Source organism: Rhodanobacter sp. UC4438_H5, assembly GCF_052978405.1.
Genome location: NZ_CM129672.1, coordinates 545,652 through 557,744, shown reverse-complemented (window position 1 = coordinate 557,744; position 12,093 = coordinate 545,652). Strand labels below are relative to the sequence as shown.

Here is a 12,093-nt window from a genome sequence, read left to right as displayed (position 1 = left end):
CACAGGAATACTCGGGAACACGCTCACGCCCCGACCAGCCGCGGATTCATGCCCAGCAGCTCGCGCGCCCGGCGCGCGTCGAGCGCCATCTGCGCCTTGAGCGGTTCCAGTCCGTCGAACTTCTGCTCGTCGCGCAGCTTGCCGACGAACTCCACCGCCATGCGCTGGCCATACAGGTCGCCCTCGAAATCGAACAGGTGGACTTCCAGCAGCGGCTCGCTGACCTGGTTCACGGTAGGGCGCACGCCCAGGCTGGCCACGCCGGGCCAGCTGCATTCGCCCTCGCCCAGGCCCACGCGCACCGCGAAGATGCCCAGCACCGGGCTGACCCGATCGCGCAGATGGATGTTGGCGGTGGGATAACCCAGGGTGCGGCCGAGCTGGTTGCCGCGCTGCACCTTGCCGTCGATCACGAAAGGGCGGCCAAGCAGCGGCTCGGCCGCGGCGAACTCGCCCGCCGCGAGCAATTCGCGCACGCGACTGGCCGACACCCGCGCATCGTGCCACTGCACTTCCGGCATCGTGCAGGCGAGAAAGCCGCATTGGGGGCCCATCGCCTGCAGCAGCGCCACGTCGCCGGCGCGCTTGTGGCCGAAGCGGAAATCCGCGCCCACCCAGACCTCGCGCGCAGCCAGCCGCTCGACCAGCACGCGGCGGACGAAATCCTCGGCCGACATCGCGGTGAGCGCCCGGTTGAAGCGCAGCAGCAGGGCCTGCTGCATGCCGGCAGCGGCGAAGCCGCGCAACTTGTCGCGCACGCTGGAAATCCGCGGCACCGGCCGCGGCGAGAAGAACGCGCGCGGCAGCGGCTCGAAGCTCACTACCAGCGGGCTGCCATCCAGCTCGCGCGCGCGCGCGGCCACCTGCGCCAGCAGCGCCTGGTGGCCGCGATGCAAGCCGTCGAACGCACCCACCGCGACCACACTGCCACCGGGCGCCAGGCAAGGGCCGGCGACATCCCTGGAGAGTCTCATCATCGCGCGAGTATATAGAACGGTCGGTGTCGCGGCCTCACGCCGCGCGCAGATCGCGCAGGCGGAAGCCGCCGGCAAACAGGACGGCGACATAACTGGCCCCGCCGGCCAGCACCAGTACGGCCAGATGCCACAGCCGGGTCAGCACCGGCACCCCGTGGACCCAGTCCGGCCACAGCCAGCGGCCAAGCAACAGCACCGCCACCATCACCGCGCAGGCCGCGGCCAGCCGCAGCAAGTGGCGCGACCAGCCCGGCTGGCGCTGGTACACGCCCGCCCTTTTCAGCCAGTGCCACAGCAGCCACAGGTTGACGTAGGCGGCTACTGCGCTGGCCAAGCCCAGCGCCATGTGCAGGCCGGGCACGCGGGCGATGCCATCCAGCCACGACAGCTGCTTCAAGCCGGCCGGCGCCCACAGTTCGAACAGCAGCGCCAGGAAGACCACGTTCAACAGCATGTTGGTCAGCAGCGAAGCCACCGCCGCGCGCACCGGCGTGCGCGTGTCCTGGCGCGCATAGAACGCCGGCAGCAGCACCTTCACCAGCGCGAAAGCGGGCAGGCCGAAGCTCAGCGCGGTGATCGACAAGGTCGCCATGTGCGTGTCGTGCGCGGTCCAGTGGCCATGCTGGAACAGCGTGGCCACCAGCGGCCCGGCAAGCAGCATCAGCGCGAACATCGCCGGCACCGCGATCAGCAGGGTGATCCGCAGCCCCCAGTCCAGCGCCCGCGAGAAGCCGGCGGTGTCGGTGGTGACGTGATGGCGCGCCAGTGACGGCAGGATCACCGTGCCCAGCGCCACGCCGAACACGCCCAGCGGCAGTTCCAGGAAACGATCCGCCTGCGACAGCCAGCTCTGCGAGCCGACCACCAGCAGCGAGGCGATCACCGTGTCGAACAGCAGGTTGATCTGCGCCACGGAGGAGCCGAACAGGGTCGGCACCATCAGCCGCATGATCTTCCGCACTTCCGGGTGGCGCCAGCCCCAGCGTGGCAGGGTCAGCAGGTTGAGCTGCCGCAGCGCCGGCAACTGGAACAGCAACTGCAGGATGCCCGCGGCCAGGATCGCCCAGCCCATCGCCAGGATCGGCGTCTGCAGCTTCTTCGACAGCCACAGCGCGCCGGCGATCATGCACAGGTTGAGGATTACCGGCGTCAGCGCCGGCAGCCCGAAGCGGTGGAAACTGTTCAGCGCCCCGCCGGAGAGCGCGGTCAGCGACACAAACAGCAGGAACGGGAAAGTCAGCCGCAACAGCTCGACGGTCAGCTCGAACTTGCGCGGCTCGTCGATCGCGCCGGGCGAGAACAGCACAGTCACCTGCGGCGCGAAGATGATGCCCAGCGCCGTGATCAGCAGCAGCACCCCGCCCAGCGTGCCCGACACCCGCGCCATCAGCTCCCTCAGCTGCGCATGCGTGCCCTTCTCCTTCACTTCGGTGAATACCGGCACGAAGGCGGTGGAGAACGAGCCCTCGGCAAACAGCCGGCGCATGAAGTTGGGGATGCGGAACGCCACCCAGAACGCGTCGGTGGCGCCGTTGGCGCCGAACGCGGCGTTGATCGACATGTCGCGCACCAGGCCGAGCACCCGCGAAATCATCGTCATGCTGCTGAAGGAGAGCAGCCCGCGGAGCATGCTGGGAGACTTCATGGGCGGCAGTTCTACCTTCGGCGTCGTTCGCACGGGGCGCACAGTTTGACAGCCCGCGCCGGCAGGATCACGGCCCGGTTATGGCAAAATGCCGGCACCCCCGCAGCCGCGCGCCACGCCGGCTGCGGATAAAGCCGGCCAAGTGATTGACGCGTCGATGAATCGACCGCATAATTGGCGTCTTTTTCCACCCAACACACTGCATCCCGGAGTTCTACCTTGGCCAACATCAAGTCCGCGAAGAAGCGCGCGCGCCAGTCCGAACAGCGCCGCCTGCGCAACATCAGCGCACGTTCCATGGTCCGCACCGCCCTGAAGAAGGTCGTCAAGGCCATCGAGGCCAAGGACAAGGCCGGTGCCATTGCCGCATTCACCGTCGCCCAGCCGGTGATGGATCGCTACGCCGCCCGCGGCCTGATCCACAAGAACAAGGCCGCCCGCCACAAGAGCCGCCTCAACGCGAAGATCCGCGAACTGGCGTAAGCCGGCCACGCGATTCGGGTTGCATGAAACAGCCGGCGCAAGCCGGCTTTTTCGTGTCTGCACGTAGGGCGGGCACCGCCCGCCGCTTCGCCCACACGCCACAAGAGCCGGCGGGCATTGCCCGCCCTACTGCCGCGGGCGGAATTCGAGCGGCATGGACTCACCGGGGTGTGCGGCGGCCGGCGGTTTCGGGCCGCAGGCGCCGCAGGTGCTGCAGCCGTCGCTGCAGTCGCCGGTGGCTTCGATCGGCTGCAGGCGCCGGCCCAACGCCCGCGCCAGGGCGCCGCGGCCGGGCTGGTTGAAATGGATGGAGCCGGCGGCCAGCCAGCGGTTGGTTGTTTTCCGGGCCAGCTTGCGCAGCACGATCCACACGCTGGCCAGCACGGCCAGCGCGATCACCACGTACTGCAGCAACAGGCCGGCACTCATGGGCGGCTCCTCACGTCAGCGCCCTCGTCACCTGGTAGACGATGAACGACGCGGTGTAGGCCATCACGAACATGTAGCCGAACGAGATCGCCACGTTGCGCCAGGAGTCGGTCTCGCGCTTGATGATCGCCAGCGTGGACATGCACTGCGGCGCATAGGCGAACCACACCAGCAGCGACAGCGCGCTGGCCAGCGGGATCTGCCCGGCCAGCGCCTGGCCGAGCCCGCCGGATTCGCCGCCCACCAGGTAGACCGTGGCCAGCGCCGCCACCGCGGTCTCGCGTGCGGCAAACGCCGGGATCAGCGCCAGGCTGATCTCCCAGTTGAAGCCGATCGGCGCAAACACGTACTGCAGGCCGCGCCCGATGTAGCCGGCGAAGCTGTAGTCGATCGCCGGCAGCGTCGCGCCCTCGGGCGCGCCGGGGAAGGTGGAGAGGAACCACATCAGCACGGTCAGGCCCAGGATCACGCCCGTCAGCCGCCGGAGGAAGATCATGCCGCGCTCGTAAAGACCGATCGCCACGTCGCGCAGCTTGGGCACGCGATACGACGGCAGCTCCATCATCAGCGCATGCTCGCTCTTGTCGCGGCGGATGTGCTTCATCACCCAGCCCACCAGCATCGCGCCGAGGATGCCCGCCAGGTACAGCGCGAACAGCACGATGCCCTGCAGGTTGAACACGCCGAACACGTAATGGGTCGGGATGAACGCGCCGATCAGCAGCGCGTACACCGGCAGCCGCGCCGAGCACGTCATCAATGGCGCGATCAGGATGGTGGCGAGCCGGTCGCGCGGGTCGGTGATGCTGCGCGTGCCCATGATGCCGGGGATGGCGCAGGCGAAGCTCGACAGCAGCGGGATGAACGAGCGCCCGGTCAGCCCCACCGACAGCATCAGCCGATCCAGCAGGAACGCCGCGCGCGGCAGGTAGCCCGATTCCTCCAGCACGATGATGAAAAGGAACAGCACCAGGATTTCCGGCAGGAAGCCAAGCACCGTGCCCAGGCCACCGAACAGCCCGTCGTTGACCAGGCTTTGCAGCGGCCCGGCCGGCATCCACGCGGCGACATGCCCGCCCAGCCAGCCGAAGCCGTCGCCGATCGCGTCGGTCATCGGCTTGCCCAGCGAATACACCGCCTGGAACACCAGGAACATCACCACCGCCAGGATCGCCAGACCGAACACCGGGTGCAGGGTCCAGCGGTCCAGTGCGTCGTCGATCTCGGCGGTGACGCGCGGCATCGTCACCGTGGCCGCCAGCAGTTCGCGTACCTGGGCATGCAGGTCGGCGCGGCTGGCGGCATCGCTGGCTCGCCGCGGTGCGGCGGCGGGAACTTCGCCGTCGACCTGTTCGATCAGCGCCTGCGCGCCGCCGCGCTTCACTGCCACGGTTTCCACCACCGGCAGGCCCAGCCGGCGCTGCAGTTCCGACACGTCGATGACGATGCCGCGCGAGCGCGCCGTGTCCATCATGTTCAGCGCCAGCACCACCGGCCGGCCGAGGCGCTGGACCTCCAGCACGAAACGAAGGTGCAGGCGCAGGTTGGTGGCATCGGCCACGCAGACGATCAGGTCGGGCACCGCCTCGCCCGGATAGGTGCCGGCGCAGATGTCGCGGGTGATCTGCTCGTCCGGGCTGTTCGCCTCCAGGCTGTAGGTGCCCGGCAGGTCGAGGATCTGCAGCAGTCGGCCGGACGGCGCCATGAACCGCCCTTCCTTGCGTTCCACCGTGACGCCGGCGTAATTGGCCACTTTCTGGCGCCCGCCGGTAAGCAGGTTGAACAGCGCCGTCTTGCCGCAATTCGGATTGCCGACCAGGGCAATGCGCAGGGTCGATGCGCTCACGCAGCCACCCCAGTGCGCACGCTGACCCGCGCCGCCTCGGCAAGCCGCAGCGCAAAGCGCGTGAAGCCGATCTGGATCAGCACCGGGTCGCCGCCCATCGGGCCGACCGCCACCACCCGCACCGGTTCGCCGTCGACAAAGCCGAGGTCGCGCAGGCGCTGGGCGATCGGATCGGCCGCATGCACATCGAGCACGCGTTCGACCACGGCAAGGGCACCCTTGGGCAATTCGGACAGACGCACGGGCGGAATCCAAACAAGAATGGTTCGCATTGTATTCCTTTGCCCCTGCGCCTGCATCACGCCGGTGGTCGCGGCGCGCTGCGTTTATCATCGGGTTATTTGCCGGGACGACCGATGACCGACTCCATCCTCAACGAGCGCCGCGGCGCCGTGGCCTGGCTCACCCTGAACCGGCCTCAGGTACACAACGCGTTCGACGACAACCTGATCGCCGCGCTCACCGAGGCGCTGGCCCGGGCCGACGCCGATCCGGCGGTCCGCTGCGTCGTGCTCAGCGGCAGCGGCAGCACGTTTTCCGCCGGCGCGGACCTCCACTGGATGCGCGGCATGGCCGCCGCCAACGAGCAGGAGAATCGTGAGGACTCGCTGCGCCTGGCGCGGCTGATGCGCAACCTGCAATTCCTCTCCAAGCCGACCATCGCGCGCGTCAACGGCGCGGCCTATGGCGGCGGCGTGGGCCTGGTCGCCTGCTGCGACATCGCGATCGGCGTGGACGGCGCCAAGTTCGCCCTGTCGGAGGTGAAGTTGGGCCTGGTGCCGGCGGTGATCTCGCCCTACGTGGTCGCGGCAATCGGCCTGCGCGAGGCGCGCCGGTGGTTCGTCAGCGGCGAGGTGTTCGACGCCGCGGAGGCGCAGCGCATCGGCCTGCTGCACGCCGTGGTGGCGGGCGCGGAACTGGATGAGGCGATCGAGCGCCAGCTGCATTTCCTCGCCAAGGCCGGTCCGCTGGCCCAGCGCGAAGCCAAGCAGCTGGCGCTGCGCATTGCCGGTGCCGATCCGGCCACGGCCGAGCGCATCGACACCCAAAACGCCGAGCTGATCGCCCGCCTGCGCGTCTCGCCGGAAGGCCAGCACGGCCTGGGCGCGTTCCTCGACAAGCGCGCGCCGTCATGGGTCACCGGTTGACCACGGAGCCACGAGCATGACCAGACCGATCCTCAACCTTGCCGACGTGGTGGTGCAATCCGCCGCCGACACGCCGATCCCCGCCGGCCTGCCACAAGGCGCCACCGCCGAACGCTACGACCTGCGCTGGGGTGAGGTCGCCAGCCGTATCGGCGCGCGCCAGCTGGGCTGCAACCTCACCGTGGTGGCGCCGGGCAAGCGCGCCTGCCCGTTCCACAGTCACCGCGCCGAAGAGGAGATGTTCATCATCCTCGAAGGCAGCGGCGAGTTGCGCTATGGCGCCGAGCGCCACCCGGTCCGCGCCGGCGACATCATCGCCTGCCCCACCGGCGGTCCGGAAACCGCGCACCAGATCATCAACACCGGCGCGGCGGAGATGCGCTATCTCGCGATCAGCACGCAGTCGCCGGCCGAAGTATGTGAATACCCCGACTCGGCCAAGTTCGGCGCCTTCGCCGACGGCACGCCGGGCCGCTTCCGCCACCTCGGACGCCTCGCGGATGCGCGCGATTACTGGGAAGGCGAATAACGCCTTTGCTGCGCCGCGCAGCGGAGAAACATCGCGCATCTGCTAACTTTTGAAGGCTTTGCACCGACCGTCTGGCCAGGGAAATCGCATGTTCGAACGTGTACTGATCGCCAACCGCGGCGAAATCGCCTGCCGCGTGATCCGCACCTGCCGTCGCCTCGGTATCCGCACCATCGCGGTGTACTCGGAAGCCGACCGCGACGCACAGCACGTGCGGCAGGCCGACGAGGCCTTGCCGATTGGCGGCCCGCTGCCGGCCGAGTCCTATCTGCGCATCGACGCCATCCTCGACGCTGCGAAAAAGAGCGGCGCGCAGGCGATCCATCCCGGCTACGGCTTCCTCTCCGAGAACACGGCCTTTTCGCGCGCCTGCAAGGACGCCGGCATCGTGTTCATCGGCCCCGATCCGGAGAGCATCGAGGCGATGGGCTCCAAGGCCGCCGCCAAGCAGCTGATGGCCAAGCACGCCGTGCCGCTGGTGCCCGGCTACGACGGCGACGAGCAGGACAACGCCTGCCTCGCCGAACAGGCGCATGCCATCGGCTATCCGCTGATCATCAAGCCCTCGGCCGGTGGCGGCGGCAAGGGCATGCAGATCGTGCGCTCGGACGCCGAGTTCCCCGAGGCGCTGGCCACCGCGCAGCGCGTGGCGCAGGCCGCCTTCGGCGACGCTTCGATGCTGCTGGAACGCTACGTGGAGCACCCGCGCCACATTGAATTCCAGATCTTCGGCGACCGCCACGGCAACATCATCCACCTGGGCGAGCGCGAGTGCTCCGCGCAGCGCCGTTACCAGAAGGTGCTGGAGGAAACCCCCTCGCCCTTCCTCACCCCGGAAAAGCGTGCCGCCATGGGCGCCGCCGCCGTGGCCGCCGCGCGCGCCGTGAACTACGTGGGCGCCGGCACGGTGGAGTTCATCGTCGGTCCCGCGGGCGACTTCCACTTCATGGAAATGAACACCCGCCTGCAGGTCGAGCATCCGGTCACCGAGCTGACCCACGGCGTGGACCTGGTGGAATGGCAGCTGCGCATCGCCGATGGCGAACCGCTGCCGCTGGCCCAGCAGGACGTGGTCTCGCACGGCCACGCGATCGAGGTACGCCTGTACGCCGAAGACCCCGACCAGAACTTCCTGCCCGGCTCCGGCACGCTGCAGTCGCTGCGCTTGCCGACTCCCTCGCAACATGTGCGCCTCGACGGTGGCGTGGTCGAAGGCGACACGGTGACGATCTTCTACGACCCGATGATCGCCAAGCTGATCGTGTGGGACGGGGATCGCCCGAAGGCGCTGCAGCGCATGCGCGAGGCACTCGCGGCATGCGAGATCATCGGCCCGAAATCCAACATCGCCTTTCTCGAACGACTGGTGCGCCATCCGGCCGTGGTCGAGGCACGCATCGACACCGGTTACCTGGATCGCCACCTGGACGAATTCCTGGTCGGCGACGCGGCTCCGGCCGAGGGTGCGCTGTTTGCCGCCGCGACCGCCGTGCTGCTGCACGACGAATCGCACGTGGCCGGCAACGCGACCGACCCGCATTCGCCCTGGGCCCGCGCCGACGCCTGGCGCGTCGGCCACGCCGGCAAGCGCATCGTGGCGCTGGCCTGGCGCGACCAGCGCTTCGAGATCGAGGCGCGCGGGCACGCCGGCAATTATCAATTGCGCCGCGCCGAAACGAACTGCGAGGTGCAAGGCGCGCGCCTGTCGGACGACAACCTCGGCGCCCGCTTCGATGGCGAAGCGCGCCGCGTGCCGTTGCACGTCGACGCCGCGCACGTGCTGCTGCACGACGCCCACGGCCAGCGCTACAGCCTCGGTCGCGCGGCCGCGTTCGCGTGGGAAGCCAAGGACACTGCCGGCGGCAACCAGGTGATCGCGCCGATGCCCGGCCGCATCGTGCTGGTGAAGGCGCAAGCCGGCGACGCAGTCGAGCAGGGCCAGGAACTGCTGGTGATGGAAGCGATGAAGATGGAACTGGCCTTGAAGGCACCCCGCGCCGGCACCATCGAAAGCATCAATGCCACGCAAGGCGAGTTTGTCGAAGCCGACGCCGTGCTGGTCCGCTTCGCCGAATAAATCACCCGACCCTTGTAGGGCGGGCACTGCCCGCCGCCCGCCTATCACGCACAAGAGCCGGCGGGCAGTGCCCGCCCTACCGGACCGCATTTGTAGGAGCGCACCCTGTGCGCGATGCTCTTCTTCACATCACGCAAAAGCTTCGCGCACAGGGTGCGCTTCTACACGCCATTACCGGAGCATCTGATGTCCCCGTCCAACCACGTACACATCGTCGAAGTCGGCGCCCGCGATGGCCTGCAGAACGAGAAGACCCTGCTGCCGGCCGCGGTGAAGATCGCGCTGATCGACCGGCTCTCCGCCACCGGCCTGAAGACCATCGAGGCCACCAGCTTCGTCAGCCCGAAATGGGTGCCACAGCTGGCCGACGCCGCCGAGGTGTTCGCACGTATCCGCAAGCTGCCTGGCGTCAGCTACCCGGTGCTGGTGCCGAACCTGCAGGGCTACCAGCGTGCGCGCGAAGTCGGCGCGCGCGAGGTCGCGGTGTTCACCGCCGCCTCGGAGGCGTTCAACCGCAAGAACATCAACGCCTCGATCGATGAATCCATCGAACGCTTCATCCCGGTGATGGAGCAGGCCCGGGCCGAAGGGGTGAAAGTGCGCGGCTACGTCTCCACCGTGCTCGGCTGTCCATACCAGGGCGAGGTGCCGGTCAGCGATGTGGTACGCGTGGCGCGCCGGATGCACGAGCTGGGCTGCCACGAAATCTCGCTGGGCGACACCATCGGCGTCGGCACGCCGGCGAAGGCGCGCGCGATGCTGCACGCGGTGGCGCAGGAAGTGCCAATCGCCGCGCTGGCCGTGCACTTCCACGATACCTATGGCCAGGCCCTGGCGAACATCCTGGCCTGCCTGGAGGAAGGCGTGCGCGTGATCGACAGCGCGGTCTCGGGCACCGGCGGCTGCCCGTACGCGAAGGGCGCCACCGGCAACGTGGCCAGCGAAGACGTGGTCTACATGCTGCACGGCATGGGCATGGAAACCGGCATCGACCTCGACCTGCTGGTCACCACCGGCGCCTGGCTGGCCGCGCAACTGCACAAGGAAACCGCCAGCCGGGTCACCCGGGCACGCACCGCCGCGGCCTGAGCCACTCGCGAAATCCCGACGGCGATCACTATCATCGGCTTTCGGTTGACGAGACGAAGCGATGCGCACGAGCCTGATGACCTGGTGGCGGGCGGCAGCGACACTGCTGATCCTGCTCTGCAGCCTGTCCGCCAGCGCCGCCACGCCGAAGGGTGATTGGTTGCTGCTGCCCGATCGCGTGTGGACCGCCGACGGTGACGTCGCACACGCAGGCTGGGCCGTGCTGGTGCGCGACGGCATGATCTCGGCGGTCGGCCCGGCCGGCTCGATCGACGCGCCTGCGGACGCACGCCGCGTCACCTTGCCCGGCGCCACGCTCACGCCGGGCCTGATCGACCTGCACTCGCACCTGTTCCTGCACCCGTACAACGAGACGCTGTGGAACGACCAGGTGCTGACCGAGCCGCAGGATTACCGCACGCTGCTGGCGGCGAAGCATGCGCGCGACACCTTGCTTGCCGGTTTCACCACGCTGCGCGACCTGGGCACCGAAGGTGCCCGCTACGCCGACGTGTCGGTCAAGCGCGCCATCGACGAAGGCCTGATCCCCGGCCCGCGCCTGTTCGTGGCCACCCGCGCGATCGTCGCCACCGCCAGTTACGGCCCCGGCCCGCGCGGCTTCCGTCCGGACATCACCCTGCCCGGCGGCGCGCAGGAAGTCAGCGGCGTCGATGCAGCGATGGCCGCGGTACGCGAACAGGCCGCGCGCGGTGCCGACTGGATCAAGATCTACGGCGACTACCGGGTCGGTCCGGACGGCGCTACCGCGCCAACCTTCACCGCCGCCGAACTGAAGGCGCTGGTCGACACCGCGCACCAGATCGGTCGCCCGGTGGCCGTGCACGCCGCCAGCGACGCCGGCGTGCGCATGGCGGTGGAGGCCGGCGTGGACAGCGTGGAACACGGCTACGGCGCCAGCGAGGCCACTTTCAGGCTGATGAAGCAGCACGGCATCGCCTACGAGCCCACGCTCACCGCGGTCGAGTCCACCGCGGAATATTTCCAGCATTACGTGCCCGGCAAGAGCGAACCGACCGAGCGCATGCGCGAAGCCGACCACGCCTTCCGCACCGCGCTGAAACTGGGCGTCACGATCGGCAACGGCAGCGACGTCGGCGTGTTCGCGCACGGCGAGAACTGGCGCGAGCCGGCAGCAATGGTGGCCGGCGGCATGACGCCCGCGCAGGCATTGCACGCGGCCACCGACGTGGCGGCAAGAATCCTGCGCCAGTCGCAGCGCCTGGGCCGCATCGCACCCGGCCTGGCGGCCGACCTCGCCGCGTTCAGCGGCGATCCGAGCACACAGATCGACGCACTCCAGCATCCGGTCTTCGTGATGAAGGCCGGCCTCCCCTATCTCACTCCCGACCACACCCCATGAGCGAAAACTTCCTGATCCGCCCGATCGCACCGGGCGACAACGCGGCGATGGCCGCGATCATCCGCGCCGTGATGCCCGAGTTCGGCGCCGACGGCCCCGGCTTCGCGATCCATGACGCCGAAGTCGACACGATGTACGAGTCCTACGCACAACCGCGCAGCAGCTATTTCGTGCTCGAGCGCGACGGCACGGTGATCGGCGGTGGCGGCGTCGCGCCCTTGCAAAACGCGGAGCCGGACGTGTGCGAGTTGCGCAAGATGTATTTCCTGCCCGCCGCGCGCGGCATCGGTGCCGGCTCGGCGATGATGCAACGCTGCCTCGACGCGGCCCGCGGGCACGGCTTCCGGCGCTGCTACCTGGAAACGCTGACCGGCATGGACGCGGCGCAGGCGCTGTACAAGCGCAGCGGCTTCACCGCGTTGTGCGCGCCGATGGGCGGCACCGGGCATTTCAGCTGCGACCGCTTCTTCATCCGCGAGCTGTGAGCCC

12 protein-coding genes are annotated in these 12,093 nt (G+C 68.8%); 7 read left to right on the top strand and 5 right to left on the bottom strand.

The features are described 5' to 3' along the window. Positions 1-23: 23 nt before the first annotated feature. Entirely contained in the window at positions 24-977 is a 954-nt protein-coding gene (locus ACVCL9_RS02550) for a bifunctional riboflavin kinase/FAD synthetase (RefSeq protein WP_447099242.1), read from the bottom strand. Between the two features lie 34 nt (positions 978-1,011). Next, a complete protein-coding gene (gene murJ, locus ACVCL9_RS02545; RefSeq protein ID WP_447099243.1) occupies positions 1,012-2,622 on the bottom strand; it encodes a murein biosynthesis integral membrane protein MurJ in 1,611 nt (536 codons plus the stop codon). A 219-nt stretch (positions 2,623-2,841) separates the two neighbouring features. Between murJ and rpsT the strand changes: the two genes are divergently transcribed. Beyond that, a complete protein-coding gene (gene rpsT, locus ACVCL9_RS02540) occupies positions 2,842-3,105 on the top strand; it encodes a 30S ribosomal protein S20 (RefSeq protein WP_072760571.1) in 264 nt (87 codons plus the stop codon). A 126-nt stretch (positions 3,106-3,231) separates the two neighbouring features. Here the strand turns inward: rpsT and ACVCL9_RS02535 are convergent, their stop codons facing one another. From ACVCL9_RS02535 to ACVCL9_RS02525, 3 genes are read right to left on the bottom strand one after another with little or no spacing between them, the layout of a single operon-like run. Continuing rightward, on the bottom strand, positions 3,232-3,534 hold the full coding sequence (locus ACVCL9_RS02535; protein ID WP_447099244.1) for a DUF6587 family protein: 303 nt from the start codon (positions 3,532-3,534) through the stop codon (positions 3,232-3,234). Between the two features lie 10 nt (positions 3,535-3,544). Continuing rightward, a complete protein-coding gene (feoB, locus tag ACVCL9_RS02530) occupies positions 3,545-5,380 on the bottom strand; it encodes a ferrous iron transporter B (RefSeq protein ID WP_447099245.1) in 1,836 nt (611 codons plus the stop codon). Then, positions 5,377-5,622 (bottom strand): FeoA family protein, encoded by a 246-nt coding sequence (locus ACVCL9_RS02525; RefSeq protein ID WP_395117501.1) that lies wholly within the window; start codon positions 5,620-5,622, stop codon positions 5,377-5,379. The genes feoB and ACVCL9_RS02525 overlap by 4 nt, the downstream gene beginning before the upstream one ends. 114 nt (positions 5,623-5,736) lie before the next feature. Between ACVCL9_RS02525 and ACVCL9_RS02520 the strand changes: the two genes are divergently transcribed. The 6 genes from ACVCL9_RS02520 to ACVCL9_RS02495 all read left to right on the top strand — a co-directional run bounded on the left by ACVCL9_RS02520 (position 5,737) and on the right by ACVCL9_RS02495 (position 12,089). After that, on the top strand, positions 5,737-6,528 hold the full coding sequence (locus ACVCL9_RS02520) for an enoyl-CoA hydratase-related protein (protein WP_447099246.1): 792 nt from the start codon (positions 5,737-5,739) through the stop codon (positions 6,526-6,528). Positions 6,529-6,544: 16 nt separating this feature from the next. Beyond that, positions 6,545-7,057 carry a cupin domain-containing protein gene (locus ACVCL9_RS02515; RefSeq protein ID WP_447099247.1) on the top strand — a complete coding sequence of 171 codons (513 nt, stop codon included), beginning with the start codon at positions 6,545-6,547 and terminating at the stop codon, positions 7,055-7,057. A gap of 88 nt (positions 7,058-7,145) precedes the next feature. Further along, positions 7,146-9,134, top strand: coding sequence for an acetyl/propionyl/methylcrotonyl-CoA carboxylase subunit alpha (locus ACVCL9_RS02510; RefSeq protein ID WP_447099248.1), 1,989 nt, complete (start codon positions 7,146-7,148; stop codon positions 9,132-9,134). A 186-nt stretch (positions 9,135-9,320) separates the two neighbouring features. Beyond that, complete coding sequence (locus ACVCL9_RS02505) at positions 9,321-10,223, top strand: hydroxymethylglutaryl-CoA lyase (RefSeq protein ID WP_447099249.1); 903 nt, start codon at positions 9,321-9,323, stop codon at positions 10,221-10,223. 61 nt (positions 10,224-10,284) lie between these two features. Beyond that, positions 10,285-11,604 carry an amidohydrolase family protein gene (locus ACVCL9_RS02500; RefSeq protein ID WP_447099250.1) on the top strand — a complete coding sequence of 440 codons (1,320 nt, stop codon included), beginning with the start codon at positions 10,285-10,287 and terminating at the stop codon, positions 11,602-11,604. After that, complete coding sequence (locus ACVCL9_RS02495; RefSeq protein ID WP_447099251.1) at positions 11,601-12,089, top strand: GNAT family N-acetyltransferase; 489 nt, start codon at positions 11,601-11,603, stop codon at positions 12,087-12,089. Before ACVCL9_RS02500 ends, ACVCL9_RS02495 begins: the two co-directional genes overlap by 4 nt. The last annotated feature ends 4 nt before the right edge of the window (positions 12,090-12,093 follow it).

What these genes read in the sequence shown, in the direction of transcription:
- ACVCL9_RS02550 (WP_447099242.1), bottom strand. Translation starts at nt 977, where the DNA reads ATGATGAGACTCTCCAGGGATGTCGCCGGCCCTTGCCTGGCGCCCGGT.
- murJ (WP_447099243.1), bottom strand. Translation starts at nt 2,622, where the DNA reads ATGAAGTCTCCCAGCATGCTCCGCGGGCTGCTCTCCTTCAGCAGCATG.
- ACVCL9_RS02535 (WP_447099244.1), bottom strand. Translation starts at nt 3,534, where the DNA reads ATGAGTGCCGGCCTGTTGCTGCAGTACGTGGTGATCGCGCTGGCCGTG.
- ACVCL9_RS02520 (WP_447099246.1), top strand. Translation starts at nt 5,737, where the DNA reads ATGACCGACTCCATCCTCAACGAGCGCCGCGGCGCCGTGGCCTGGCTC.
- ACVCL9_RS02515 (WP_447099247.1), top strand. Translation starts at nt 6,545, where the DNA reads ATGACCAGACCGATCCTCAACCTTGCCGACGTGGTGGTGCAATCCGCC.
- ACVCL9_RS02510 (WP_447099248.1), top strand. Translation starts at nt 7,146, where the DNA reads ATGTTCGAACGTGTACTGATCGCCAACCGCGGCGAAATCGCCTGCCGC.
- ACVCL9_RS02505 (WP_447099249.1), top strand. Translation starts at nt 9,321, where the DNA reads ATGTCCCCGTCCAACCACGTACACATCGTCGAAGTCGGCGCCCGCGAT.
- ACVCL9_RS02500 (WP_447099250.1), top strand. Translation starts at nt 10,285, where the DNA reads ATGCGCACGAGCCTGATGACCTGGTGGCGGGCGGCAGCGACACTGCTG.
- ACVCL9_RS02495 (WP_447099251.1), top strand. Translation starts at nt 11,601, where the DNA reads ATGAGCGAAAACTTCCTGATCCGCCCGATCGCACCGGGCGACAACGCG.